The sequence below is a fragment of the Streptomyces sp. NPDC059499 genome (assembly GCF_042749285.1).
GTDB lineage: Bacteria > Actinomycetota > Actinomycetes > Streptomycetales > Streptomycetaceae > Streptomyces.
Genome location: NZ_JBHYTT010000012.1, coordinates 154,883 through 180,904 on the forward strand (window position 1 = coordinate 154,883; position 26,022 = coordinate 180,904).

At 68.5% G+C, this 26,022-nt stretch carries 26 protein-coding genes; 11 read left to right on the top strand and 15 right to left on the bottom strand.

Annotation, left to right across the window (positions count from 1 at the left end; translation table 11 throughout):
- Positions 1 to 8 precede the first annotated feature (8 nt).
- Positions 9 to 860, bottom strand: coding sequence for a fumarylacetoacetate hydrolase family protein (locus ACFW9O_RS26075; RefSeq protein WP_384612573.1), 852 nt, complete (start codon positions 858 to 860; stop codon positions 9 to 11).
- Positions 861 to 1,201: 341 nt separating this feature from the next.
- Between ACFW9O_RS26075 and ACFW9O_RS26080 the strand changes: the two genes are divergently transcribed.
- The gene (locus ACFW9O_RS26080; protein ID WP_384612575.1) at positions 1,202 to 2,473 is read left to right on the top strand and encodes an alpha-L-fucosidase; all 1,272 of its coding nucleotides are present in this window, start codon (positions 1,202 to 1,204) and stop codon (positions 2,471 to 2,473) included.
- A gap of 2 nt (positions 2,474 to 2,475) precedes the next feature.
- On the opposite strand, the gene ACFW9O_RS26085 is transcribed toward ACFW9O_RS26080, so the two are convergent.
- The 3 genes from ACFW9O_RS26085 to ACFW9O_RS26095 form a co-directional block, all read right to left on the bottom strand.
- Complete coding sequence (locus ACFW9O_RS26085; protein ID WP_384612577.1) at positions 2,476 to 3,273, bottom strand: AraC family transcriptional regulator; 798 nt, start codon at positions 3,271 to 3,273, stop codon at positions 2,476 to 2,478.
- 219 nt (positions 3,274 to 3,492) lie between these two features.
- Positions 3,493 to 3,615 carry a hypothetical protein gene (locus tag ACFW9O_RS26090; protein ID WP_384612578.1) on the bottom strand — a complete coding sequence of 41 codons (123 nt, stop codon included), beginning with the start codon at positions 3,613 to 3,615 and terminating at the stop codon, positions 3,493 to 3,495.
- A 58-nt stretch (positions 3,616 to 3,673) separates the two neighbouring features.
- A complete protein-coding gene (locus tag ACFW9O_RS26095; RefSeq protein WP_351181839.1) occupies positions 3,674 to 3,844 on the bottom strand; it encodes a hypothetical protein in 171 nt (56 codons plus the stop codon).
- A 417-nt stretch (positions 3,845 to 4,261) separates the two neighbouring features.
- Between ACFW9O_RS26095 and ACFW9O_RS26100 the strand changes: the two genes are divergently transcribed.
- Entirely contained in the window at positions 4,262 to 7,084 is a 2,823-nt protein-coding gene (locus ACFW9O_RS26100) for a PQQ-dependent sugar dehydrogenase (RefSeq protein WP_384612580.1), read from the top strand.
- The gene (locus ACFW9O_RS26105; protein ID WP_384612582.1) at positions 7,081 to 8,844 is read left to right on the top strand and encodes a ThuA domain-containing protein; all 1,764 of its coding nucleotides are present in this window, start codon (positions 7,081 to 7,083) and stop codon (positions 8,842 to 8,844) included. Before ACFW9O_RS26100 ends, ACFW9O_RS26105 begins: the two co-directional genes overlap by 4 nt.
- A gap of 342 nt (positions 8,845 to 9,186) precedes the next feature.
- Here ACFW9O_RS26105 and ACFW9O_RS26110 read toward each other — a convergent pair whose 3' ends face one another.
- Entirely contained in the window at positions 9,187 to 9,807 is a 621-nt protein-coding gene (locus tag ACFW9O_RS26110; protein ID WP_384612584.1) for a hypothetical protein, read from the bottom strand.
- Positions 9,808 to 10,150: 343 nt separating this feature from the next.
- Between ACFW9O_RS26110 and ACFW9O_RS26115 the strand changes: the two genes are divergently transcribed.
- Positions 10,151 to 11,599 (top strand): glycoside hydrolase family 76 protein, encoded by a 1,449-nt coding sequence (locus tag ACFW9O_RS26115; RefSeq protein WP_384612586.1) that lies wholly within the window; start codon positions 10,151 to 10,153, stop codon positions 11,597 to 11,599.
- Positions 11,600 to 11,652: 53 nt separating this feature from the next.
- Here the strand turns inward: ACFW9O_RS26115 and ACFW9O_RS26120 are convergent, their stop codons facing one another.
- Entirely contained in the window at positions 11,653 to 12,618 is a 966-nt protein-coding gene (locus ACFW9O_RS26120) for a hypothetical protein (RefSeq protein ID WP_384612588.1), read from the bottom strand.
- A 90-nt stretch (positions 12,619 to 12,708) separates the two neighbouring features.
- Positions 12,709 to 13,248 carry a hypothetical protein gene (locus tag ACFW9O_RS26125; RefSeq protein WP_384612590.1) on the bottom strand — a complete coding sequence of 180 codons (540 nt, stop codon included), beginning with the start codon at positions 13,246 to 13,248 and terminating at the stop codon, positions 12,709 to 12,711.
- A 183-nt stretch (positions 13,249 to 13,431) separates the two neighbouring features.
- On the opposite strand from ACFW9O_RS26125, the gene ACFW9O_RS26130 reads away from it, so the two are divergent.
- Complete coding sequence (locus tag ACFW9O_RS26130; RefSeq protein ID WP_384612592.1) at positions 13,432 to 14,196, top strand: crotonase/enoyl-CoA hydratase family protein; 765 nt, start codon at positions 13,432 to 13,434, stop codon at positions 14,194 to 14,196.
- Between the two features lie 98 nt (positions 14,197 to 14,294).
- Here ACFW9O_RS26130 and ACFW9O_RS26135 read toward each other — a convergent pair whose 3' ends face one another.
- The gene (locus ACFW9O_RS26135; RefSeq protein ID WP_384612593.1) at positions 14,295 to 16,355 is read right to left on the bottom strand and encodes a phosphocholine-specific phospholipase C; all 2,061 of its coding nucleotides are present in this window, start codon (positions 16,353 to 16,355) and stop codon (positions 14,295 to 14,297) included.
- Positions 16,356 to 16,746: 391 nt separating this feature from the next.
- Here ACFW9O_RS26135 and ACFW9O_RS26140 point away from each other — a divergent pair, with 391 nt between their 5' ends.
- Positions 16,747 to 17,448 carry a hypothetical protein gene (locus tag ACFW9O_RS26140; RefSeq protein ID WP_384612595.1) on the top strand — a complete coding sequence of 234 codons (702 nt, stop codon included), beginning with the start codon at positions 16,747 to 16,749 and terminating at the stop codon, positions 17,446 to 17,448.
- 73 nt (positions 17,449 to 17,521) lie between these two features.
- Here ACFW9O_RS26140 and ACFW9O_RS26145 read toward each other — a convergent pair whose 3' ends face one another.
- Positions 17,522 to 17,788, bottom strand: a complete 267-nt coding sequence (locus ACFW9O_RS26145) for a helix-turn-helix transcriptional regulator (protein ID WP_351175996.1) — start codon at positions 17,786 to 17,788, stop codon at positions 17,522 to 17,524.
- Positions 17,788 to 18,279 carry a DUF2975 domain-containing protein gene (locus tag ACFW9O_RS26150; protein ID WP_384612597.1) on the bottom strand — a complete coding sequence of 164 codons (492 nt, stop codon included), beginning with the start codon at positions 18,277 to 18,279 and terminating at the stop codon, positions 17,788 to 17,790. Before ACFW9O_RS26150 ends, ACFW9O_RS26145 begins: the two co-directional genes overlap by 1 nt.
- A 256-nt stretch (positions 18,280 to 18,535) precedes the next feature.
- On the opposite strand from ACFW9O_RS26150, the gene ACFW9O_RS26155 reads away from it, so the two are divergent.
- From ACFW9O_RS26155 to ACFW9O_RS26170, 4 genes are all read left to right on the top strand, one after another.
- A complete protein-coding gene (locus ACFW9O_RS26155) occupies positions 18,536 to 18,952 on the top strand; it encodes a hypothetical protein (protein ID WP_384612599.1) in 417 nt (138 codons plus the stop codon).
- Positions 18,953 to 19,210: 258 nt separating this feature from the next.
- Positions 19,211 to 19,897 carry an SMI1/KNR4 family protein gene (locus ACFW9O_RS26160; protein WP_384612601.1) on the top strand — a complete coding sequence of 229 codons (687 nt, stop codon included), beginning with the start codon at positions 19,211 to 19,213 and terminating at the stop codon, positions 19,895 to 19,897.
- Between the two features lie 177 nt (positions 19,898 to 20,074).
- Positions 20,075 to 21,265, top strand: a complete 1,191-nt coding sequence (locus ACFW9O_RS26165; RefSeq protein WP_384612603.1) for an NAD(P)/FAD-dependent oxidoreductase — start codon at positions 20,075 to 20,077, stop codon at positions 21,263 to 21,265.
- Positions 21,266 to 21,275: 10 nt separating this feature from the next.
- Positions 21,276 to 22,214: a sigma-70 family RNA polymerase sigma factor gene (locus tag ACFW9O_RS26170; RefSeq protein ID WP_384612605.1), complete on the top strand. Its 939-nt coding sequence runs from the start codon at positions 21,276 to 21,278 to the stop codon at positions 22,212 to 22,214.
- A gap of 75 nt (positions 22,215 to 22,289) precedes the next feature.
- Here ACFW9O_RS26170 and ACFW9O_RS26175 read toward each other — a convergent pair whose 3' ends face one another.
- From ACFW9O_RS26175 to ACFW9O_RS26195, 5 genes are all read right to left on the bottom strand, one after another.
- Positions 22,290 to 22,685, bottom strand: coding sequence for a hypothetical protein (locus ACFW9O_RS26175; protein ID WP_384612606.1), 396 nt, complete (start codon positions 22,683 to 22,685; stop codon positions 22,290 to 22,292).
- A gap of 68 nt (positions 22,686 to 22,753) precedes the next feature.
- Positions 22,754 to 23,182 (bottom strand): VOC family protein, encoded by a 429-nt coding sequence (locus ACFW9O_RS26180; RefSeq protein ID WP_384612608.1) that lies wholly within the window; start codon positions 23,180 to 23,182, stop codon positions 22,754 to 22,756.
- Between the two features lie 55 nt (positions 23,183 to 23,237).
- The gene (locus ACFW9O_RS26185) at positions 23,238 to 24,017 is read right to left on the bottom strand and encodes a GPP34 family phosphoprotein (protein WP_384612610.1); all 780 of its coding nucleotides are present in this window, start codon (positions 24,015 to 24,017) and stop codon (positions 23,238 to 23,240) included.
- Between the two features lie 177 nt (positions 24,018 to 24,194).
- Complete coding sequence (locus ACFW9O_RS26190) at positions 24,195 to 24,884, bottom strand: DUF6882 domain-containing protein (RefSeq protein ID WP_384612612.1); 690 nt, start codon at positions 24,882 to 24,884, stop codon at positions 24,195 to 24,197.
- Between the two features lie 67 nt (positions 24,885 to 24,951).
- Complete coding sequence (locus ACFW9O_RS26195; protein ID WP_384612614.1) at positions 24,952 to 25,374, bottom strand: pentapeptide repeat-containing protein; 423 nt, start codon at positions 25,372 to 25,374, stop codon at positions 24,952 to 24,954.
- A gap of 142 nt (positions 25,375 to 25,516) precedes the next feature.
- Between ACFW9O_RS26195 and ACFW9O_RS26200 the strand changes: the two genes are divergently transcribed.
- Positions 25,517 to 25,951, top strand: coding sequence for a VOC family protein (locus tag ACFW9O_RS26200; RefSeq protein WP_351176018.1), 435 nt, complete (start codon positions 25,517 to 25,519; stop codon positions 25,949 to 25,951).
- The last annotated feature ends 71 nt before the right edge of the window (positions 25,952 to 26,022 follow it).

A 26,022-nucleotide genomic window follows, 5' to 3' on the forward strand; every position in this document is an offset into this window, starting at 1 on the left:
CGGGCCTCTCAGGCTTGTACGAAGGTCTGGCGCTGGCTGCCGAGGCCGTCGATGTCGAGCTCGACGGTGTCGCCGGGGCGCAGGTACGGGTGGCCGGGCAGCCCGAGGGCGACGCCCGCGGGGGTGCCGGTGTTGATGACGTCGCCCGGCTCGAGCACCATGTAGTTGCTCAAGTACGCAACCAGGTGGGCGACCTGGAAGATCATGTCGCTGGTGTTGCCGCGCTGGCGCTTCACCCCGTTGACGGTCAGCCGCAGGGCCAGATTCTGCGGATCGTCGATCTCGTCGGCGGTGACGAGCCAGGGGCCGAGCGGGTTGAACGTCTCGCAGGACTTCCCGAGGTCCCACTGCGGGGAGTAGTCGAGCTGGAACTCGCGCTCGGAGACGTCGTGGCTGACGGTGTACCCGGCGATGTGAGCGAGTGCCTGCTGAGGGCTTTCCAGGTAGCGGGCCCGCGTGCCGATGACGACTCCGAGCTCGACCTCCCAGTCGGTCCTCGACGAGCCGCGCGGTATGAGCACCTCGTCGTACGGGCCGATGACGGTGCCGGGGTCCTTCATGAAGACGACGGGCCGTGCCGGAATCTGCGCGCCCGTCTCGGCGGCGTGATCGCGATAGTTGAGGCCGACGCAGACGACCTTGCCCGGCCGGGCGACAGGGGCGCCGATTCGTACGCCCTCGGCGTCCACTGCGGGCAACTCGCCGGACGCGAGTGCCGCGCGGGCGCGGTCGAGACCGTTCGACGCGAAGAAGGCGCCGTCGATGTCCGGGGTGACGGAGGAGAGGTCGAGCACCCGGCCGTCGTCGGTGCGGATGGCCGGGCGCTCTTCACCGGGGGCACCGAGGCGCAGCAGTTTCACGTGTGTGTCCTTGCGATCTGGGCAGGTTGCGGGTCCATAGAGAACGAGATGAATATTCATCGGATCTTTCTTCTCAGTCAAGCCCCAAAACGGGCCAGGCAAGCGCACACATCCGGGAAATGACCCGACCACAGACAGAGGACCACACCCTCAAAACGCCACTGATCCACCTGCTCCGCCCATCGGTCGAGCAGCAGCGCACCCCCTCGTCAGCCATCGGACGTCTCCCGGCTCCGCTCCCCGGCCACTGCCTGGGAGGGGAGCCCGTAGGGGTGAAAACGAACCACCAGTGGTGACTACGCCCCACGCGCGGGACCCGGCTCCCTGCCTAGCGTGAGCACATGCCGATGCAGCCCTGGTTCTCCGATGCCAAGTTGGGCATCTTCATCCATTACGGGATCTACGCCGTCGACGGCGTTCCCGAGTCCTGGTCCTTCTATTCGGGAGAGGTCCCCCACGAGCAGTACATGAAGCAGCTCGACGGGTTCACCGCCTCGGACTACGACCCGAAGGCATGGGCCGAAGTGTTCGCGAAGGCCGGTGCGAAGTACGCGGTTCTCACCGCCCGCCACCATGACGGGGTGGCTCTGTGGAACACCGGGCAGGGCGATCTGAACGTCGTGAAGCACACCCCGGCGGGCCGTGACCTGATCGCCGGTTACGCCGAGGCACTGCGGGAGCAGGGCCTCAAGGTGGGCCTGTACTACTCCCACTCGGACTGGAACCACCCCGACTACGCGAGCGTGGTACACCCCGACCCGCCGAAGGAGGACGTGGGCACGAACCGCTATGTGACGCCGAGGAACGGTGTCGAGGACCCCGAGGCCTGGGCGCGCTTCCTCTCGTACCGCAACGCCCAGGTCGGCGAGCTCGTCTCGCGCTTCCGCCCCGACCTGCTGTGGTTCGACGGCGAGTGGGAGCGCAGCGAGGACCAGTGGAAGATGCGGGAGCTCTCCGAGGAGATCCTCGCCGGTAACCCCGACACCGTCCTCAACGCGCGCATGCTGAGCTACGGCGACTACGCCACGCCCGAACAGGGTGTGCCGCTGCAGGCCCCCGACGGGCCGTGGGAGCTGTGCCTGACGGTCAACGACTCCTGGGGCTACCAGCACCAGGACGACAACCAGAAGTCGGTCGGCCAGCTGGTGCGCTACTTCGCGGAGACCATCGGCATGGGCGGCAATCTGCTGCTCGACGTGGGACCCCGGGAGGACGGCACCATCCCGGCCGCCCAGGTCGAACGTCTCGAGGGCCTCGGCGGCTGGATCGCCAAGCACCAGGATGCCGTGTACGGAACGGTGGCCGGCCTGCCCGCCGGACACCATTACGGACCGAGCACCCTGTCCGCCGACCGCCGCACCCTGTTCCTGATCTGCTTCGACACGCCGCGCGAGACCATCGGGCTGCGCGGTCTGCGGACGCCGGTCAGGCGCGTCAGCGTGGTCGGCACGGGCACCGAACTGCCCCACCAGGTCATCGGCGGTCTCGGCGAAGTGCCCGGGGTCACATGGATCGACGCCCCGGTGAGCGCCGACGTCGACGCGTACGCGACCGTCCTCGCCGTGGAACTCGACGGTGAGCTGGACCTCTACCGCGGCTCGGGCCGCGACTGAGATCAGCCGCTGCCGGCGCGGATCGCGCGCGGGGACGCGCCCAGTTCGCGTCGGCATGCCTTGTTGAAGGCCTGCAGATCACCGATACCGACCAGGACGGCCACGGCGGGGATCGACAGCGTCGACTCCCTGAGCAGGTGCCGGGCCCGTTCCATCCTGCGCCGGCGGATGTAGGCCACCACCGTGCCGCCGGTTTCGGCCCGGAACAGCCGGATGAGGTGGTTGTGCGAGATCCCTGCGGCCGCGGCCACCTCCGGAACGGTCAGCGGTCCCGCCAGATGGGCCTCGATGTGCGCGACGGCCGCGGCGGCCGCGGCGTGCCCGCGCTCCTCCACCCCGCCCGAGGGCGCCGCCAGGCCGGCGACCCGCCACAACGCCGCCCATACTTCGGCCGCCGCCCGGGCCGGGTTGCGCGGAGCCGCCGCGATGGCCTGTTGCAGCAGATCGGTGAGGACCGACGTCTCGGCACCGGCGTCCTGCATCACCGGAACGGTCAACGGATTACCGGACTTCGGGAGTTCGAAGTGCACGTAGAGGTGCTCGGACCGCCCGCCGTAGCGGAACTCCACGACCGCCCCGGGCGGCACGAGGCTCACCCGGCCGGGCCGGATCGCGTGCACGACACCGTCGACGGTCAGTTCGGCGGCGTACCGGTACAGGTGCAGCTGCCACAGGTCCGGAAGCCGGAAGACGTCCCGCAGGCCGGTGGTCCCGTGCACTCCGACGCCCAGGTTCGCCACCCGGGGCGGCAGGTCCAGGTGGAGCTGGACGTCGAAGCCGTTCGGCTCGGTCGCACTCATCATGAAAATCTACCAGTGGCGGCGCCACCGCCTTCGACCTGGACGCGGTGCTTCCCCCTCCCGCGGCGGTACCCGAGTACGCAGGAGGCGGCGAGGACCCGGCCGGTCCTCGCCGCCTGTTCGCGGAACGAGCGCATGGCGAGCGCTTCGAGTTCCACCGCTGCACACCACCACATGGGCGACTGCCTGACATGCGGCGCCTCGCCTCGGGTTCCCTGGTCAGCTGCTGCGTCGGGCGAGGCTGTAGATGAGGATCAGCACAGCGGCCGCCATCACCAACACGTGCAGCCATGCGGGAGCAGCTGAGGCGTCCGCAGCTGCGATCGTAGTGAACGGGGTCATCGCGCGGTCTCTCCTTCTCTGCGGGTGTCCGAGGTGGACCGGAACCGGTCAGGCGGTGTCACCGTCGGCGGGTTCGCCACCCGTTGCCGATGCCTGCGACATGCAGGGCCAACAGGCCCAGGCCCAGCAGCATGACGTTCACCGAGGCGAAAACCTCGTTCGTCGCTATGTCGGCGGCATTGATCAGGAAAGCGATGAAGAACAGGACCGCCGCAGCTATCGCCAGCATGATGTGACTCCTTCCGGTAGTTGGAACACGTGTGCCCCCATAGGCAGAGATCAGGCCTGGGAAGGCATCCCGTGAAGGAAGTCGGTCCGCGCCGTCCGGCAGCCGGGACGTGCGGGAGGTCGCGCACCCGCCGTGTACCCCGACACCGTCCGGTACCGGGTGAACCGCTTTCACACGACGGCACAGTTCTGTCCGCCGCCCCGGGCAGCCGTTCCGCCGCTTTGTCTCTCGACAAGAGGAAGTTGCGACTCGGTGCGTCAAAGGGGTATCTGGCCGGAGAAAAAGCCATTACCTTCCTGATCTGAACCGGACAACAAGGACCGGGTGCCTCTCCTCCCCCCTGGGGCACCCGTCCTCCCGGCGCGACGGCGCGCGCCTGTGCTCCACCCCGACCCCGTCACCACACGGAGGATTCGCGTGCACAGGAGACTCACCCGAGCTCTCGCGGCAGTGGCCTGCACCTTAGTCGCCGTCGCGGGCACCCTCACCGCCCAGCAGAGACCGGCCGAAGCCGCACCTGCGGCAGCCGACGAGTTCCAGCAGGTCACCCTCGCCAAAGGGGTGGCCGAGACCGGTGAGCCGATGACGCTCGCCGTCCTGCCCGACAGGTCCGTCCTGCACACCTCACGGGACGGCACTCTGCGTCTCACCGATGCCGCCGGCACCACCAAGGTCGCCGGCCGCCTCGACGTCTACTCGCACGACGAGGAGGGCCTCCAGGGCATCGGCGTCGACCCGGGCTTCGCCGCCAACCGCTTCGTCTACCTCTACTACGCCCCGAAGCTCACGACGCCCACCGGGGATGCCCCCGCGGACGGTTCGGCAGCAGACTTCACGCCGTTCAACGGCGTCAACCGGCTCTCACGTTTCGTTCTCAGGACCGACGGCACCCTGGACACCGCTTCCGAGGCGAAGGTCCTCGACGTCCCCGCCAGCCGTGGTCTGTGCTGTCATGTCGGCGGCGACATCGACTTCGACGCGCAGGGCAACCTGTACCTCTCCACGGGCGACGACAGCAATCCGTTCGCCTCGGACGGGTACGCCCCCCTCGACGAGCGGCCGAGCCGCAACCCCGCCTACGACGCCCAGCGCTCGGCGGGCAACACCAACGATCTGCGCGGCAAGGTGCTGCGCATCAAGGTGAACGCCACGGGCGGCTACTCCGTCCCGTCGGGCAACCTGTTCGCACCGGGAACCGCGAAGACGAGACCCGAGATCTACGCCATGGGTTTCCGCAACCCCTTCCGGATGTCCGTCGACAAGCCCACGGGCACCGTCTACCTCGGTGACTACGGCCCCGACGCCGGCACCGCCAACGCGGGCCGCGGACCTGCCGGACAGGTCGAGTTCAATAGGATCACCAAGGCGGGCAACTACGGCTGGCCCTACTGCGTCGGCAAGAACAGCGCCTACGTCGACTACGACTTCGCCACCTCGACGTCCGGGGCCGCGTTCTCCTGCTCGGCCCCCAGGAACACCTCGCCGAACAACACCGGCCTGACCGACCTCCCTCCGGCCCAGCCCGCCTGGATCCCGTACGACGGTGGCTCGGTCACCGAGTTCGGCAGTGGTTCCGAGTCACCCATGGGCGGGCCCGTCTACCGCTACGACGCGGCCTCGACCTCGGCGGTCAAGTTCCCGCAGCACTTCGACGGCGACTTCTTCGCCGGCGAGTTCGGCCGCAAGTGGATCAAGCGCATAGAGCAGGGCGCGGACGGCACCGTGCAGGCGATCAACGCCTTTCCCTGGCAGGGCACCCAGGTCATGGATTCGGCTTTCGGGCCGGACGGTGCGCTCTACGTGCTCGACTACGGCACCGGCTACTTCAACGGGGACGCGAACAGCGCGGTCTACCGCATCGAGTACGTCACCGGCGGACGGGCCCCGCTCGCCAAGGCGGCCGCCGACCGCACCTCCGGCAGGGCCCCTCTCACCGTGAAGTTCTCCTCCGCAGGCACCTCCGACCCCGACGGCGACCCCCTCACCTACGCCTGGAAATTCGGTGACGGCGGCACGTCCACCGCGGCTGACCCCTCGCACACCTACACCACCAACGGCCGCTACACCGCGGAGCTGACGGTCTCCGACGGCACCGGAAAGACCGCGAACGCTTCGGTGATCATCACCGTCGGCAACACCGCGCCCAGCGTCACCCTCGAACTGCCCACCGACGGCTCCATCATCGACATGGGTGCCGCCGTCCCCTTCAAGGTCACCGTCTCCGATCCCGAGGACAGCGCGATCGACTGCTCCAGGGTCAAGGTCAACTTCATCATCGGACACGACAGCCACGGCCACCTGCAGACATCCGCCACCGGCTGTTCCGGCACCCTCAAAACGATCGCCGACGGTGAGCACGACCCGAACGCGAACATCTTCGGTGTCTGGGACGCCGAGTACACCGACGGAGGAGCGAACGGACAGCCCGCGCTGACCACCCACGACCAGAACCTCAGTCAGGGCAGCCAGCGCCAGGCCGAGCACTTCGGGGACTCCGCCGGTGTCACGATCGTCGACAAGACGGCGGCACACGGCGGCAAGGCGGTCGGCTACATCGAGAACGGCGACTGGATCTCGTTCAAGCCGTACCTCCTCGCCAACGCCACAGGACTGACCGCCCGCATCGCCTCCGGCGCCGCGGGAGGGACCCTGGAAGTACGGGCCGGCTCACCCACCGGCACCCTGCTCGGATCGGCGGCCGTCCCCGCCACCGGGGGCTGGGAATCCTTCCAGGACGTGTCCGCGAACCTCACCAACCGTCCCGCGGGCACCACCACCCTCCACCTCGTCTTCAAGGGGGGCAGCGGATCCCTCTTCGACATCGACGACTTCACCTTCACGACCGACGGCGCTCAGGCACGGACGGGTCAGATCACGGGCATCGACGGCAAGTGCGTCGATGTGGCGGCCGGAGCCAGTGCGGACGGCACGCAGATCCAGCTGTACGGCTGCAACGGAACGGTCGCCCAGCAGTGGACGGTCGGCTCGGACGGAACTCTGCGCGCGCTCGGCAAGTGCCTGGACATCAGCGGGGGCGCGGCAGCCGACGGAACGAAGATCCAGCTGTACGGGTGCAACAACACCGGAGCCCAGAAGTGGGCGCCGCAGTCGAACGGCACTGTGCAGAACCCGGCAACGGGCAAATGTCTTGATGCGGCCGGAGGGGCCTCCGCAGACCGCACCAAGCTCCAGCTGTGGACCTGCAACACCGGCGCCAACCAGAAGTGGATCCTGCCATGAGTCGACGGTTCATCCGCTCCACCTGCTGGGCCGCGTGTGTGCTCCTGAGCACCGCCGCGTTACCGGCAGCCGTCTCCGCCGCCGCCGAATCCGAGCCCGGAGCACCCGCTGAGGTCCGCTCCTCGGTGGCGGCCGCGGCCGACCCGGCGTACGACGTGCTGGTGTTCTCGAAGACCGCCGGCTTCCGCCACTCGTCCATCGACGAAGGTGTCACGGCCCTACGCGAGCTGGGCGCCGCCAACAGCTTCACCGTCACCGCGACCGAGGACGCGGCTGCGTTCACCCCCGCCAACCTGGCCGGCTACGAGGCCGTGGTCTTCCTCTCCACCACCGGCGACGTGCTCAACGCCTCGCAGCAGACCGCGTTCGAGGGGTACATCGGCGCCGGCGGCGGCTACGTCGGCATCCACGCGGCGGCCGACACCGAGTACGACTGGACCTGGTACGGCGGTCTGGCCGGTGCTCTGTTCAGGTCCCACCCGCAGATCCAGCCCGCCACGGTGACCGTGGAGGACCGCGCTCACGACGCCACCTCCCACCTCGGCCGGACCTGGCAGCGGACCGACGAGTGGTACGACTACCGCACCAATCCGCGAACGACCGCACACGTGCTGGCCTCGCTCGACGAGTCCACGTACAGCGGCGGTGCGATGGGCGGTGACCACCCGATCGCCTGGTGCAAGGACTACGAGGGCGGGCGGGCCTTCTACACGGGCGGCGGCCACACCGAGGACTCCTACACCGATCCCGCCTTCCGGCGCCATCTGCTCGGCGGGATCCGCTGGGCCGCGCGCCTGACGGAGGCCGACTGCCGACCGGAGACGGGCTACACCCCCCTGTACGGCACCTCGGGTACCAGTGGGTGGAAGCAGGCCGGACCTGGGTCCTTCGCCGAGTCCGACGCCACTCTCACCTCGCAGGGCGGCCTCGGTCTGTTCTGGTACGAGGCCAAGGAGTACAAGTCGTACTCGTTGAAGCTCGACTGGCGGCAGGCCGGCGACGACAACTCCGGCGTCTTCGTGGGCTTCCCGGCCTCCGACGATCCGTGGTCGGCCGTCAACAACGGCTATGAGATCCAGATCGACGCGACAGACTCCTCGGACCGCACCACGGGATCCGTCTACGGCTTCAAATCGGCCGACCTGCCCGCCCGTGACGCGGCCCTCAACCCGCCGGGCGAGTGGAACACCTATGAGATCCGGGTCGAGGGCGAACGACTCCAGGTCTTCCTCAACGGCCGCAGGATCAATGACTTCACCCAGACCGATCCCGCCCGCAGCCTCCAGCAGGGCCACATCGGACTGCAGAACCACGGGACCGGCGACGACGTCTCCTTCCGCAACATCCGCATCAAGGAGCTCGGAGTCCCGACCGGCCCTCGGGAGGGTGCCGTCACCGGCATCGGTGCCAAGTGTCTCGATGTGGCGAGCGGCGCGAGTGCGGACGGCACGCAGATCCAGTTGTGGACCTGCAACCGGTCGGCAGCCCAGCAGTGGACGGTCGGCGCGGACGACACTCTGCGGGCGTTGGGCAAGTGCATGGACATCAGTGGCGGCGGATCGGCCGACGGCACCAAGGTCCAGCTCTACTCCTGCAACGGCACCGGCGCCCAGAAGTGGGTTCCTCAGGCCAACGGCACGCTGAGGAACCCGCAGTCGGGCAAGTGCCTCGACGCCGCAGGCACCTCCTCTGCGGACGGCACCAAGGTCCACCTCTGGTCGTGCCACACCGGTGCCAACCAGAAGTGGGTTCTGCCCTGATCAACCCCGCGACTCCGTCGTCACCGCGGGAGGCGGTGACGACGGAACCGGCCGCGACACCGGGCCGGTGACGGCGGCGGGGACGTGACGCCGAAGCGCCCCGCCGCCGTTTCTCCGGACAGGGACTCTGAGTGCGAATGCTCGACTACGCGGCCACTCGCGGGTGCCTGCGACAGCGGGGCGCTGCGGCCGACTCGGCGACCGTCGACATCGCAGCGAAGCACTTCGGCCACTACGGCTCGATCGCGGCCGGCCACCCGACACACCCGCGTACAACAAGTGCTCCGACCGGTACGGGGGTTCTGGACCGCAGCTGCACAGGGCCGAGCGGAAGGGCAGGACCTACGGTGTGGCCTCGCCGGCCCCGTCATGGTTCGCGACGGAAGCGGACTCCGGGACAGGGCTGTAATAGACGGAGCGTCCCTGCTTGAAGCGCTCCAGCAGCCCATTGGCGACCCCCTGCTCAAGCGTGTTGCGCACCACCGCGACCTGGGTCTTGCGCTGGGGGTACGACTCGGTCAGGGCAGCGGCCACCTCGGCGGCAGACCTCGGTTCCCTCTGCCCGGCAAGATAGCCGGTGACCAACTCACGCCACGTCGGCTCGCCGGGGCCCTTGGATGCCGCGACCTCGTTGGCGGGAAGCTCCTGGACGGTCTTCGCCCGGGACTTCGGCTCACGCCCCTTCTTCTCCGATGCCGCCTTGCCCTTGGGCCGGCGAGCTGCGGGAACGGACGCCTCCTTGCGGTCCTTGGCCTCGGGCGCCTCCGGCCTTGCGGAACCGCCCAGTACCTCCTGCATCTTGACCAGGACCTGCTCGCCCTCCTCCAGCTGGATGAGCTCGTCCTGCAGACGGGTCAACTCGGCACGCGCCCGGTCCTGCTCTCGCCGGTTCGCCGCAAGATCCTCGGTGATCCGCTGTGTGTAGTCCGCGCTGATGGTGGACGTAGGAGTATTTTCGGACATGCAGTCCTCGGCTTTCGCTGTGTCTCAAACGTCTGTTGAGGCTGATGCTACCGACCACAGCAACGACAACGGTCCAAGAGATACCAATTCGCCACGGAAGATGGCCTCTTACGGCACTCGGTCACAGGGCGCCGAGTCCACCAGGAGTGCAGACTTCGGCGCGTTGCAGCTCCCCGCCGTTGGCGTGAAACAGTGCAACCCATCAAGCGCGGCCCTACGACCGCGACACGGCGAGTGGCCCGATCTATTGACGTGACCATGCCGCTTGACTAGCTTCGGAGAGCGCTCTCCTTCTCGGGCGGCGCACCCCACACCGCGACCAGACGTTTCAGGAGCCTCCTCCATGAAGCCACCGAGAACTGCGTCCATCGCCTTCCTCTCGACTCTGACAACGTTGTCCTCTCTGTTGGTCGGCGTGCTGCCTTCGACTGCCGCGGCGGCTCCGGCAGTTGTGTGCAACAAGTACTGCGACGCGCGGGATCCGGGGCTGAGTCCTCAGGACCGTGTCCCCGTAACCGCCACGGTCTCCTCGCGATCCGTCGCGCTGCACTTCGACGACGCCGACGCGATGGGATGGGCATCCATCGACAACGGCGGACCCGACGACCGCGTCTGGCTGGACCGGTCCATGGACGGTGGCCGGACCTGGGCGTCGGGAAGCCGTCTCGGCGACACCGCGGTGCCCGCGGGAGGGCGGGGCTGGCGCACTCAGATGTACAACGTCGACGACTGGAACACTCAAGGCGTCGGCGCCCTTCGAGCCTGTGGGCAGCCGGCCGGAGGCTCCATCGCGTGTACGCCCTGGGCGCGCACCACCTGGAACGCGGGCAGCAGGAGCACCGCGGCGGCCACCGCCCTGATGATGTCGTACGACCGGGGCACCAAGCTCTTCGGCGGCATCGGCTGGTGGACAGCCGCCAATGCACTGACCGCGATCATCGACAACATCCGGATCAGCGGCATGGGCAGCTACACCTACGCCATCGCCGACACCTACGAGAAGAACCTGAACGCGCAGGGAGGGCAGTTCAGGAACGAGTACCTCGATGACACCGGGTGGTGGGGCCTGGCCTGGATCGCCGCATACGACCTGACCGGTGACCGCCGGTACCTCGACACCGCGCGGGCCGACGCGGACCACATGTACGCCAACTGGAACAGCACCTGTGGTGGCGGGGTCCGGTGGAGCACGAACGGCAACTACAAGAACGCCATCACCAACGAGCTCTTCCTCCAGCTGACTTCCGCCCTGCACAACCGCATTCCGGGCGACACGGTCTACCTGGAGCGGGCGAGGAACGAATGGAGCTGGTTCCGGCAGAGCGGCATGATCAATGGTGACCGCATGATCAACGACGGTCTCAGCGACTCATGCGTCAACAACGGTCAGCCCACCTGGACGTACAACCAGGGTGTCATCCTGGGCGCGTTGACGGAGTTCCACAGGGCCACCGGCGACTCCGGCCTGCTCACGACTGCCCGCGGCCTGGCCGACGCATCCTCCGTGCGGCTCCAGACGGACGGCGTCCTGCGCGAACCCGGCGAGAGCGACAGCTGCACGGGAGACGGCCCGAGCTTCAAGGGTGCCTACGTACGCGGCCTGGGTACCCTCAACCGCCAGCTGTCCGACCGCCCGTACGCCTCGGCCCTCACTCGCTGGGCGAACAGCGCCTACGACCGCAACCGCAACCCGCTCGACCAGTACGGCCCGCACTGGGCCGGGGGCAACACCACCACCGACTACGGCTGCCAGCAGAGCGTTCTGGACCTCCTCAACGCCGCTACGGGCTGAAAGGACCGACGAGAGGTCCTCGCCCGCAGGATGCCGGCGGGCGGGCCCCGGGTTCACCGGCCGTCAACCTCCGGGGGCGTTCCTGATCGACGGAGACCAGCAAGGCGATCGACGCCGAAGCCGCTGATCAGGAGGCGTTCCTTGCGGTTGCCGATGAGGAGTTGACTCCAGTCGACGAATCCGCCGTCGGCGACTTCCAGGTAGTGGTCTTCAGTACCGGCGTAGATCTTGAAGCACATTCCCGTGTAGTAGCCGCGTCCGGTCGTCCGGTCGTTGTCCTCGATCACGGTGAGGCCCGGCAGTCCGGCGAACTCATCGCGTATCCCTTCGACGACCGGACGGCCGGCGTCCTCCAGGCAGGTGAGCCGGACCTGTGTGTGCTGCACGCCGACGGCAGCCAGTGCCGCGACGGCGAACCGCAGGTGTTCGGCCAACTGCCGGCGTTCGAAGGAGCGGTTGCCGGTGTCCCGGCCGGCGGTCACCAGGCCGAAGATCTGGAAGTGGGCCAGCATCCCGGGAGCGCTGAAGTGCTGTGCACGAGTCACTCGCTGGCTGGCTGCCAGCCGGACGAGCTCGGGTGAACGAGGATCAGTGGCAAGGGCCGGTGAACGTCGCAGGGATGCCTCGAGAGCCAATGCGTTCGTCGGGTCGGCGGCAACCTCGCTGCCGCGAACCGTTGCGATCACCTTGCGCGGATCGACGGTCGCGACGGACGAATGAGCTGCAAGCGGCAGGAGTGGGGCCAGTACGAGAACCTCGAATGCGTCGGGCAACGCGGATATCAAGGCGTCTTCGGTGCGGCGTAGTTCGGTGAAGCCGGTCGGTGCCGGTGCGACGAATCGATCGCTGCGGTAGCGCCGCATCACTTCCGCGGGCGCGAGCCTGTCCGCCCGTCGCCGGAACACCTCGAGCAGCAATGTCGTCAGATCACCAGCGGACAGATCATCGCTCAGCAGGTCCAGCAGTTCCGGGCCGCCGAGCCGTCCCAGTACTCGTCGTAAGGCCGGGTTGGCCGACATGTCTCCACCGGGATCACTACGCCTCATGAGTAGCGAGTATCGACCCGGAGGTTTCGGGTGCACCACGGGTTTTAACCGTGAGCTACCGGGTCAGAGCCCGAGGACGGCCCAGGTGCGGCGACCGTCCGGCCCGGTGTCCGTCCCGCATCCGGAGACCGAGGGGTGGGCGGTGATCCGGTGCAGAACGTCGTCCCCACCGTCCTCGTGCCCCGAGGTCAGGGAGGTGCTGTGGGAGAGGGTGAGGATGCACGCCTGACCCTCCTGGTCGGACAGGTGGACGGTGATGCGGGTTCCGGGGTCGGTGGTGGCCGCGTCGACGAGGAGTGTCACGACCGCCTCCAAGGCCGTCACCGTGCCCGCGGCCGGCCGGTAGCCCCACTTCTGCAACTGGCCGACAATCGCGGTCCGGGCCTTCCCCGCAGCCCACGGTGCGGACTCCAGCACCCAGTTCGCACCCCGCCGGTTCACCATCCCCACCCCGCGCCGCCCGGACCGCTCCGGCATCCACCCCTCTGCCACGTCCTCATGCTCGCTCGCGGTGTCCGGGCGGGGCGGGGAGAGCGGCCGCTTCGGCGGAGGCGGGGTCCGCGGCGGATAGTCCGGTGTGTGGTCGGTGGCCGGTGTCGTCATCAGTGGCTCCCCGAGGGTGTGGGCAGAACGTCGCCGTCCTGACCGAATGGTAGATCCGGGCGGGTGGCGGGGTGAGGGGTTCGGCGGGATGGGGCGGCTTGGGGCGCTGGCCCCGGTGGTCCGACCCCTTTGGTGTGACTCGGGAGTAACCTGCTGGCCTCGCCACATGAAGGGGTCCTCGCGATGCCGGTCCGGATCGAACGCCAGCAACACGTCACCACAGTCGTACTCTCCCGGCCCGAGGTCCGGAACGCGGTGGACGGTCCGACGGCCGCGGAACTCGCTGACGCCTTCCGGGCGTTCGAGGAGGACGAGACGGCCAGGGTGGCGGTCCTGTGGGGCGAGGGCGGCACGTTCTGCGCGGGCGCGGACCTCAAGGAGCTCGCCACGGAGCGCGGCAATCACGTCACCGAGGGCGGCGACGGGCCGATGGGTCCGACGCGGATGCGGCTGTCCAAGCCGGTGATCGCGGCGGTGTCCGGTCACGCCGTCGCGGGCGGTCTGGAGCTGGCGCTCTGGTGCGATCTACGGGTCGCCGAGGAGGACGCGGTCTTCGGCGTCTTCTGCCGTCGCTGGGGCGTACCGCTCATCGATGGCGGCACCGTACGTCTCCCCCGCCTCATCGGCACCAGCCGTGCGATGGACATGATCCTCACCGGCCGCCCGGTCGCGGCCTCCGAGGCGTACGAGATGGGACTTGCGAACCGTGTCGTCCCACCGGGCCGGGCACGCGCGGAGGCCGAGGCTCTGGCCGCCTCCATCGCCGGCTTCCCGCAGGCCTGCCTCCGGGCCGACCGAAGCTCCGTACTCGACCAGGAAGGCCTCGACGAGCAAGCCGCGATGCAGGTCGAACTCCGCCAGGGGACGCGCGTGCTGGGCGACAGCATGGAGGGCGCGGCACGGTTCTCGGCCGGGGCCGGGCGGCACGGGTCCTTCAACGAGCACTGATGCATGACGAAGCTGGGGCGGGGCGGTTCGGTCGACGGTGAGACCCGGTGAGCGCGACCCGCCGGTCCCGGAACGGGGACGCGCTCACCGAGTGCTGCTCAGACTGTCCTGATCGCCGGGTCGGAGACACCCGGGGCCCCGGTCTCCACGTGACCGGCGAAACGGCGCAGGAAGGTGGGGTCCGCGTCGGAGACGACCTTGACGTCGTACCAGCGGGCGGTGGCACGCAGCTCCACCGTGTGGGAGACGGTCGCACCGGGGTTGACCTTGAAGGCCTGGGCCGCGCCGCCGTAAGCGTTGGTCACCGTCAGGTTGACCGCGGCCGAGGCGGAGTTGGTCATGCTGAGCGTCAGGTTGCCGTTGGCCGCGACGTGACGGGCGGTGACCTCGGGACCGGCCTTCTTCGCCGGGCCCTTCCAGGTGCGCACGAAGCCGTTCGGGCCCCAGACCGTCAGATTGATCTGGTTGCCGGTGGAGCTGCTGGTGCTCCACGTGTCCGAAAGGGTCTTGCCCGCTTCGACGGTGTAGGGCCAGGGGCCGTCCGTACGGTTGCCCGAGGTGCTGTGGAAGTGGGCGCCCAGGGCGGGGCCGCCGGCGAAGGTCAGGGTGAACTTGCCGGTGGAGACGGTGGCCCGGCCATCCACGTACGGGCTGTAGCCGAGGGCGCGGGTCGGCTTGGAGCCGGCCTCCTGCTTCGGGAGGGTGCCCGTGGCCGGCGGCGTCGGGTGGTAGGACGGGTGGCGGTTCTTGTCCGGCGGCACGTAACCGGCCGTGGAGGGCAGCGCGGCGGGGGCCGGGTCGGCGCGGGTGAAGTCGAAGGCCGACGTCAGGTCCCCGCACACGGCGCGGCGCCAGGGCGAGATGTTGGGCTCCTGCACCCCGAAGCGCCTCTCCATGAAGCGGATCACCGAGGTGTGGTCGAAGGTCTCGGAACAGACGTAGCCGCCCTTGCTCCACGGTGAGACGACGATCATCGGAACGCGCGGACCGAGCCCGTAGACACCCGCCGCGTATCCCCCGCCGCCCTTGTACAGGTCCTTCGACACGTCAGCTGTGGACAGGCCCCAGGCGGAGGAGGCCGGCGGGTACGGCGGGACCACGTGGTCGAAGAAGCCGTCGTTCTCGTCGTAGGTGATGAACAGGGCGGTCTTCGCCCAGACTTCGGGGTTCGCCGTCAGCGCGTCCAGGACCTGCGAGATGTACCAGGCACCGAAGTTCGTCGGCCAGTTCGAGTGCTCGCTGAATGCCTCGGGTGCCGCGACCCAGGAGACCTTCGGGAGGGTTCCGTTGACCACGTCGGCGCGCAGCCGGTCGAAGTACCCCTCGCCCGCCTTGGCGTTCGTGCCGGTGCGGGCCTTCTCGTACAGGGCGCTGCCGGGCTGTGCGTTGCGGTAGTTGTTGAAGTACAGCAGGGAGTTGTCGCCGTAGTTGCCGCGGAAGGCGTCGTTGATCCAGCCCCAGGACCCAGCGGCGTTCAGTCCGTCGCCGATGTCCTGGTAGACCTTCCAGGAGACGCCGGCCGACTCCAGCCGCTCGGGGTAGGTCTTCCAGCCGTAGCCGGCCTCCTGGTTGCCGAGGACCGGGCCACCGCCCGTGCCGTCGTTGCCGGTGTGGCCCGACCAGAGGTAGTAGCGGTTGGGGTCGGTGGCTCCGATGAAGGAGCAGTGGTAGGCGTCGCACACGGTGAAGGCGTCCGCAAGGGCGTAGTGGAACGGGATGTCGTTCCGTGTCATGTGCGACATGGTCGTGGCCGTCTTCGCCGGTACCCACTTGTCGTACTTGCCGTTGTTGTAGGCCTGATGACCGCCGGCCCAGTCGTGGTCGAGCCCTTCCAGGAACTGCATCCCGAGGTCGGCGACCTGCGGGTTGAAGGGGAGGATGTCCTTCGTTCCGTCGGACTGGTGGAAGACGGACTTGCCGTTGTCCTGGAGGACGGGCCGGGGGTCCCCGAAGCCTCGTACCCCCTTCATGGCCCCGAAGTAGTGGTCGAAGGAACGGTTCTCCTGCATCAGGACGACGACGTGCTCGATGTCCTGGATCGTTCCTGTGCTGCCCTGCGCCGGAATGGCGGCGGCCCTCGCGATGCTCTCGTTCAGCATGGCGAAGGCGGCGGTGCCTCCGGCGATCTGCAGGAACCTGCGACGGTCAAGCTCTGTCATGGGTGACGACCTCTGGGGTGGTGGGGGGTATCGGGGGCGCCCCAAGGACAGCGGTCCCGGGGTACCGGCAGGGGGTGGGTTCGTGACACCACGACGTACACCTGGAGAACGAAATCCCTCCCTTGCTGCACGGACCTGCCCGCGCCGACGGCTGGTGGGAGGGTACGGGTAACCCGTCCGGGCACAACAGGGCCCAGTTCCCGTCTCCTTGCACAGGGGTCGGTTTCCGCCACGTATGCGCAACCCGTGCGAGCCGCAAGGAGGTTGGAGGGCCCATGGGTCCTCAAAGCCAGTCCGGCAGCAACTTCCGCCGAAAGGGAACCACCGCGCCGGACGGGCTCGTGTCCTGGTACGGGTGGACGAGCAACCGGGCCGGGTTCGCGGGGGAATCATGCAGATCATCGAGGTGACCGGGTACGCCGTCCGATCCGCTGTGATCACCATGCGGCGAAAGGGTTCCCCACTCGAATTCGTGATCTTCCCGATGCTGCATGTGGCTTCGCCGACGTTCTACTCCCAGGTCAGGCGCCGGCTCAGGGAATGCGACCTCATAGTCATGGAGGGAATCCGGGGTGACTCGGTCGGAGTGAGTGCCCTCACGCTTGCTTACCGGTTCGCCCCTCTTCGGCGGCGCAACGGCCTGCAGGAGCAGCGCGCAGAGCTGCTCCTGTCCGAGGGCGCGGAGGTCATCAACCCGGATGTGACCGCGGAGGAGGCGAGCGCGGACCTCAGGACACTGCCGCGGGGAATGTACTGGCTGCTCATGATCTCGGCTCCGGTGATGGGCCTGGTGTTCGCGCTGCGCGGTCCGCGCGCCTTCCTCGACGAAGACCTGGTGGTCGAGGATCTGCCGTCGACGTTGCGGGCGGAGCTGATGGCCGACGACCCTGTGATCCACGCGATCACGGATCGGCGCGACCAGCGGTTGCTCGACGCGCTCGGCGAGATACACGCGGAGCGCGGCGACGAGCCGATCCGGGTGGCGATCGTCTACGGAGCAGGCCACGTCCCGGCGATCGTTTCAGGGCTGAGGGACCGTTACGGGTACCGGCCATATGAAGCGGAATGGGTGACCGTGCTCATTCCTGCGTAGACCACCGGACAGAACCGGTTCCGTGCGACCCGCTGGGAGGTTGTCGCTGCACAGAACCGGCCCTTGTGCCGTGTCACGGGCCGGTGGTGCCGAGCGATTCCCGCCCGCCCTGGGGCACATCGCCGCCTGCTGCCTCCTCGGCCTCCCAGCGCAGCAGGTCGCCAGGCTGACACTCGAGCACCTCGCAGAGCGCCGCGAGCGTTGCGAAGCGCACCGCCTTGGCACGGCCGTTCTTGAGTACCGCCAGGTTGGCAGGAGTGATCCCTACGCGGTCCGCGAGCTCACCCACGGACATCTTCCGCCTGGCCAGCATCACGTCGATGTCGACGGCGATCGGCATCAGATCACCTCGTCCAGTTCGGCTTGCATCTGCGCCGCCTCGACATCGCGCGCGACGGCCTGGGCGAGCAGCATCCGCAGCACGAGCACGATGAGCGCGACACCCAGGATGGCCAGGCCCACTCCGCCCATGATGACGGTGACGCCCGGGTCCTCCCGCTGGCCCGGCGCATTGATCGCCGTGACCGCGAACCAGAGGAGGGCAGCCGCCACGATCGCGCCGATCACGCCGTCCACGTACCGGAAGGCGGTGTGGGAGAACACGGTTCCGCGTCGCACCATCGTGACCAGGCGCCATACGCAGACCAGGGCGACCTGTGCCGACATCATGCCGAGCACAGTGATCAGGCGCATTGGGGTCAGCGGGAGCGACCCGTCCTCCGGGTCGCTCCCGCTGACCAACACCCACACCATCAATGCCTGCACACACACGGTGCCGGCAAGCACCACCGCGAGCACGGCGCGCAGCGCGCGCACTGCCAGCTTTCCCATGACTCATCCTTCCATCGAATTTCGATGGCAATCTATCGAGTTTCGATAGATCATGCAAGACATGCGCATCGGTGACCGAAGGGGGTGTGCGGCGGACCCACATCGGCGCCGGCGGTGAACTCCCGTGCCTGTAAACGCAGTCGAGGAGCGGATCGCTTCAAACGCGTCCGTGGCCTGTCACGGCACTGTCACCGCGGCGGCCGACGCGCCCCACCTGCCACACCATGAGTCCACTCGTGTCACACCAGGGGGGATCATGCGTATCCGCACCACCGCGGCCGTCGTCGCCGTACTCGCCGTCACCATCGTTGGGTGCAGCAGCGACAAGGGCGGCGACAACAAGGCCGCCACGGTCAAGAGCACCGCGCCCAAGGCGTCGAGTGCCGCAGACAACAGCGGCACCGCCGAGAACGTCGGCATACCTCCCGAGCCCACCGGCGCCGAAAGGTCCGCCGTCCTCGCGGCCATCCATGACGTCAACGGCAACCTCATCCATGACGAGGACAAGGCTATCGACGCGGCCCGCAACCAGTGCGCGGCCCTCGATGGAGGCGCGACGAATCCGGACCACACTGCCGCACAGCGGTTCTCCTACGACGGCATCACGCTGACCGACGACGACGGAAAGCACATCAACTTCGGGCTGCGCAAGACGCTCTGCCCGAAATCCTGATCGGCCACCGACGCAGGCCCGGCCACGATCGCCTGTGGCCGGGCCTCGTCATGTCGGCCGGTGAGAGCGTGACCACTCACCGGCTACGAGTACCGGCAGGAGGGGACGACTCACCGTCGATGATGCGGCCGTCGTGGTCGAGACAGCGGCTTGGACGCCTGCAACCGAGCGCTTCGCCCGCCTGAGCGCGACAGGGCCTACCAACCCCCGGCAGGGCCGACGCCGGCTGGTGTCAGTGGTGGCGGATACGGTCTGCGCATGGTTGATCAGTGGGCAGGGATCCGCGACCGAGTCGGCGCGCTGGGCGCCCAGTCGGCGAGCAGCAAGGTGTTCGGGTCGCTCGGGCACCGGTGGACCCTGGAGGAGCCGCTCACCGAAAGCGGTGTCGCCGAGCTCGAAGAGCAGATAGGTGTGAGGCTGCCTGCGGAGTACCGGGCCTTCCTCCTCCAGGTCGCCGCGGGCGGCGCCGGTCCCGCTTACGGCCTCTTCCACGTGCGGCGCGTGCAGGGCCGGTGGCGCTGGGAGGGCGACGGCGCCGACCTGGCCGACCTCTCCACGGTCTCCGAGCCATTCCCTGACCAGGGTCCGGATCCCAAGGCGCTCGAGGAGCTCCTGGCCCAGCGCCCCGAGGAAGAGGAGTTCGATGAGATCGAGGACTTCGACGACGCCTTCGAAGCATGGGATGAGCTGTGGGCCGCCCTCATATTCGCGCCCGAGCGAACATCCGGCGCCATCCCGATCTCTCATCTGGGCTGCGCCCAGAGGGAGTGGCTGATCATCAGTGGCCGCCACCGAGGGACGGTCTGGTCCGACCGCCGAGCGGACGACATCGACCTCATGCCACTCCTCGACGACGACAGGGAACCGGTGACCTTCGCCCGCTGGTACATGACCTGGCTGGAGCGGGCCGAGCATGCGGCACCGACGTCACCCTCGGACACCTGACGCCGTTGCGGGGAGCACGGCGAAGGCGCTCCTCGCGAGCAGTGCGTGCGGCTCCGGCGCATCTGCAGCAGCCCAGCCGCCCACTTCGATCAGGTGACCCACGTCACATTCGACTCCTGTCAGCAATCCGGGCGCCATCTCGTTCAAGGGGCACGCGAACGAGACAGGAGCAACGTCATGAAGCACCGCATCGTCGTACTCGGCGCCGGCTACGCAGGGGCCTTCGCCGCCGGGAACCTGGCCCGTCGGCTCTCCCCGTCCGACACCGAGATCACCGTCGTCAACGCCGTGCCCGACTTCGTTGAGCGGATGCGGCTCCACCAGCTCGCGATCGGACAGGACCTCGCGTTCAGCAAGCTCGCCGACGTATTCGCGGGCACCGGGGTACGACTTCGCCTGGCGCGCGTCACCGGCGTCGACCCCGAGCGCAAAACCGTCGCCGTGACCGGTGAGGAAGGCGAGGGCGAGCTGGCCTACGACACACTTCTCTACGCACTCGGCAGCTCCGTGGCCCACCACGGCGTCCCCGGCGTGGCCGAGCACACGTTCGATGTGACCGGCCGGTCCTCGGCATTGCGTCTGCGAGACCGCCTGGCCGGCCTGGGCGAGGGCGGCACCGTACTGGTCGTCGGTGAGGGGCTGACCGGCATCGAGACCGCCACCGAGTTCGCCGAGTCCCGTCCCGACCTCTCGGTCTCGCTGGCCGCCCGAGGCGAACTGGGCGCCTGGCTCTCCCCCAAGGCCCGCCGTCACCTGAGGCAGGCCTTCGACCGGCTCGGGATCACCGTCCGCGAACACACCAGCATCGAAGCCGTCGAGCCGACACGGGCGATCGCCGCCGACGGCACGTCCATCCCGGCCGACGTGACCGTGTGGTCGGCCGGGTTCGCCGTGCACTCCATCGCGGCAGCCGGCGGCCTGGAGGTCGCCGAGACCGGCCAGATCGTCGTCGACCGCACCATGCGCTCGGTCTCGCACCCGGACGTATACGCCGCCGGTGACTGCGCCTACGCGATCGGCGAGAACGGCCGGCCGCTGCCGATGTCCTGCGCCTCGGCCGGTTTCACCAACATGCAGGCGACCGCCGCGATCATCGCGCGACTCACAGGAAGCAAGATCCCCACCACCGGGCTGAAGTACTACGGCAACCACATCAGCCTCGGGCGCCGGGACGCGATCTTCCAGATGGTGGGCGGCGACGTCCGGTCGAAGTCCTGGTACCTGGGCGGCCGGACCGCCGCGCGGCTCAAGTCGGGCGTGCTCAAAGGGGCGGGGTGGGGGATCGCCCACCCGACCTTCGGGATGCCGAAGCGCAGGCGCCGCCTGGCCGCCGCGCCTGACCGGGCCGGCGTGAGGACCGCCGCATAGGCTGTTCCGCATGGACAGCGCAGCCATCGGGACGTTCGAGGCCGGCCGGGGCCGGCTGGCCTCGCTCGCGTACCGTCTGCTCGGCTCCGCCGCCGACGCAGAGGACGCCGTACAGGACACGTTCCTGCGCTGGCAGGCCGCAGACCGCGAACGGGTCGAGGTGCCCGAAGCGTGGCTGACCAAGGTCGTCACCAATCTCTGCCTCGACCGGCTCAGATCCGCTCAGGCACGCCACGAACGAGTGGCCGGTGCCTGGCTGCCCGAGCCGCTCCTCGAGGGAGATCCGATGCTCGGCCCTGCCGACACCTTCGAGCAGCGCGAATCGGTCTCGTTGGCCGTACTCACCCTCTTGGAGCGCCTCTCGCCGGTCGAGCGGGCCGTCTACGTCCTGCGTGAGGCCTTCTCGTACAGCCACGCCGACATCGCCGGGATCCTCGACATCAGCAAGTCCGCGAGCCAGCAGCATGTCCACCGGGCCCGGATCCGGGTCGCCGCAGAGCGTCCCCGCGGCGGCGAGACCGACCCCGCGTCCGCGCGCCGGATCGTCGAGGAATTCCTCACGGCTGCCACGTCGGGGCGCGTCGAACGCCTGGTCGCGCTGCTCACGGATGACGTCACAGCGGTCTCGGACGGCGCCGGACTGAGCAAGCGGCTGTTGGAGTACAGGACGCGCGAGCGGGTCGCCGCCTACGTGCGGGCCGGCTTCAAACCCACGCCGGCGAAGCGGCGGCTGGCCGGCGGCTCGCCCTCGATCCACATCGCGCTGGTCAACGGCTCCCCGGCCATCCTGGCCGTGATCGACGACCGGGTCGTGGGCGCCGTGGCGTTCGAAGTCAGGGACAGCAAGGTCGCGTCCCTGCAGGGCATTGCCGCCGCCGACCGGCTGGGGCGCCTCAACGAGGCCTGGCGGCAGCACGAACCCGACACACCGGTCATCAACGCATGGTGACCGGAGCCACCGGAACTCAATTACCTGAGCCGGAGCGATGACGCCACTTCGAAGCGACTGTTCCGGCCTCAGCCATCAAGGATTGGCCGCAAGGGGATGGTGACGGGCGCATGGCTCTTCGGGTGACCACGGGACCCAGGAATACGCCTCACGCCAACCGGGCCGCTCGGAGACCCAGCCCTGGAGCACCTCGGCCGCAGGTTCCACCGTGAAGACGCCGCGCCCGCGGGGTACCCGCGTCTGGAAGTGCCTGTCCGGCCCTCCCTCACGGTATTCCACCTGGTAGCTGAGGTCGTCGTTGAGGAAGACCTGCATGTAGTGCTGGTCGGCGGGTTCCAGATCGAGGCGTCGCACGATGACGAATCGCCATGTGAGGCTCATGTCAGCGAGCAGGTCATGCAGCTGGTCCTCGGACGGGTCGTCCCAAGTCGTCCCGTCCGCCTCAACTGCGCGAAGCGCTGGTATTGCCATGTAGCCGACCCTATCCCCCACCAGGTTCTCGACCCTCACGGGTTCCACTTCTGAGACGTGGAGGGTGGTCAGTCGATGCAGAACTCGTTGCCCTCGATGTCCTGCATCGGGATGCACGCGTCGTGGCCGTCGTACAGCGTTTGCACGTGTACAGCGCCGAGCGGGATCAGCCGTGCGCATTCGGCCTCCAGCACGGCCAGACGCTCCTCACCCACGAGTCCGGTGCCGACCCGCACATCAAGATGCACCCGATTCTTGACGACCTTGCCCTCGGGAACGCGCTGGAAGTACAACCGCGGGCCCACACCCGAGGGATCACTGCACGCGAACCACGAATCCCGCTCCTCGGGCGGCAGCGAGCTGTTGAAGTCGTCCCACGTGGCAAAGCCCTCCGGGGGCGGCGGTACGACGTACCCCAACACCTCACACCAGAAGCGAGCGAGACGCTCAGGGCTTGCGCAGTCGAAGGTGACTTGGAACCTCTTGATCGCCGACATCGGCGCACCCTACCAAGGGGACTCTGCCGCCTGGTGAGCTCGCAGAGCCGGTGCCTCAGTCGTGGTGAGTGCCCGAGCCACCGTCCGACCAACCGCCCGAGTCCAGGTAGTGGGCCAGCCCTTGGTCGCCGGTGGTGACGTCGGCGTAGAGGTTGGCGAGCTCGTTCGCGAGCTGACCGGCGGGTAGGAAGGTCTGGGCGACCGGAGCCCCGGCGTCTCCTTCGCCGAACGGGGCAGCCGCCTGCGTGGAGGCGAGGAGGGCGCTGCCCGTCGCAGTACGGGCGGCCAGGCGACGACGGGCTGCGGCGCCCCGTACACCGGGGTACACGGCAGGGGCGATGTCCGCCACCCGGACCAGGACGGCCAGAGCGAGGTCGTGCGGTTCGGCGGGCGGCATCCCGGGGCCCGAGCGAGCCACTGCGTCGAGACGGTCCAGCACGCCGCGGCAGCGGGTCAGGTCGACGGAGAGGATGTCGTGCCTGGTACGTCCGCCCGCGTCGCGTCGGCGGCGGGACCTCAGCGCCTTCTGGTCCTCCAGCCGGGAGAAGTACTCGGTGATGAGTGACCGAGGCGTCAGGCGCAGCCAGTCGTGGAGGGAGGGCGGCGGGACGGTCCGGCCGAGGCCGAGCAGGACGTTGTTCAGGCGGCGGTCCTCGACAGGCGCGGGGTCGAGGATCTCGATCCGGCGGGTGGAAAAGGCGATCCGGCCGGCCAGGCACAGTTCGGCCAGCTCCGCGGCGCTCAAAGCGATCCGGAGCCGGCTCTCGGACCGAATCCGCGGATGCCGTCGGCCGGTCCCCACCGCGAGCAGAAGTAGTTCGTCCCCCATGGTCATGCCGGTCACAGTAGGCGTGGAAGTACTGCGGACGGGATACTTCCGTGGCTACCCCCCATTACCGTCTTCGCAATCCCACAACAGCGTGATCAACTACCGGAGTTGACATGACTGCACTCCCTTCCCTGCCCCAGACCGGACACGGCTCCGTGCGCGTCATCGTCGACCAGGTTCCGGTCAGCCGCTGACGGTGAGCCGGATGTTGTCGATCCGGCCCAGCCGGTCGAAGGAGACCACGGCGGCGTTCCCGGTCGGCAGATCGGCGATCAGGCGGTCGCCTTCCACGCGCTGCGACACCCCGTGGTGCTCGAAGTACCCGGTGACGGCCTGCCTGGGCGAACGCCCGATGAGAGAGACCCCGGCCATGAGCACACGCGGCAGGGCCACCGGATCGAGCTCGGCGCTCGGTACCTTCGGATCGTCGGGCAGGAAGTACACCTGAGTGCCGGGCCCGGCAGGCTGCCCTATGTATCCGGGAGCGTTGGCTACCCCCATCCCCGCGAAGGCCAGCATCTCGGCGGCGCGCCGAGGGTCGTCGAACCCGGACAGGTCGAGTTCCTCAGCGGTGAACTCAGGAATCCCGTGCGCCTGCCCGTACCGTGCCACGGCAGCGGACAACGCCACGGCCTCACTCCCGCCGAGCCCCGGATTTGCCCAGCCCCACAGCCAGGAACCCCCCTCCATGTCGTACGTCCCAAGGACACCGATCCGTAGCTGCACCTCCCCCTGCTGGTACGAACACGTCGGCAGGTCCGCGCTCCACGGCGCCTCGGGAAGGAACTCCATGAGCGTCTCGAGCTGTGCTGCGCCCCAGACGGAGTGCCGTTCCGCCTCGAGCAGGAATTGGTCGCTGAATCCGTTCGTCATGATCACGAGCCTAGGGGGCGGCACCCAACGACGGGTAGCCCGGGCTCCGTTCCTGCCATTGCCCGGCTCACCGCCGGGGTGGCCATCCGATGGCATCCTCCGCTCGAACATTGCGCAGGGACGCTCCCTCGAACCGGGCGCCGGTGATGTCGGTCAGCCCGAACGGAGGCACGCCGGTGTTCACGCTGCCGAACTCGGCGTCGGTCAGATCGCTGTCGCGCAGATCAGCACCGCGCAGGTCGCACCCCGCGAGGCCGACCGCACGCAACGAGGCACCGCGCAGGTCTGCGCCGCTGAAGTCACAGAACTTGAACCAGCACCCGTCCAGGGTGGCGTGGCGTAGATCTGCCCCGGTGAACGTGCAGCGGGTGAACCGCAGTTGCGATGTGCGAGCGGAAGCAAGGTTCTGACCGGTGAAGTCCTCACCGGTCACGGCCGCGTACCTGCGCAGCCCTGCAAGTCGTTGTCTCGCGGTCAGCGGCGTGGTCATGGGGGTCAGCGTCTCAGCCGGGGCGGTGACTGTCGCCCGGATTTCCGGCAGTTCGCGGTCCGAGAGCCGATCGCACATGACCCCGTCCTGCCGGCCGCAGGCCCGTCGCGACTACGAAGGAACCTGCATCTATGGTGGGCCGATGACGTCGATCAAGCAGGTACAGATCACCTTCGACTGCGCAAGCCCTGAGCGCGTCGCCCGCTTCTGGTGTGAGGTGTTGGGATACGTCGTACCGCCGCCCCCGGAGGGCTTTGCCACGTGGGACGACTTCAACAGCTCGCTGCCGCCCGAGGAGCGGGATTCGTGGTTCGCGTGCAGTGATCCCTCGGGTGTGGGCCCGCGGTTGTACTTCCAACGCGTTCCCGAGGGCAAGGTCGTCAAGAATCGGGTGCATCTTGATGTGCGGGTCGGCACCGGACTCGTGGGTGAGGAGCGTCTGGCCGTACTGGAGGCCGAATGCGCACGACTGATCCCGCTCGGCGCGGTGCGCGGGCGGCTACTGCCTGCCGACGACGACAACGAGTCGTGCCTCGGCATGCAGGATGTCGAGGGCAACGAGTTCTGTCTCGACTGAGTGCCACGAACGTGACACCTTCCCGGTCGACCGGTGCAGTTCGCCGTCCGCGGGCCGACGTTCCGCGTCGC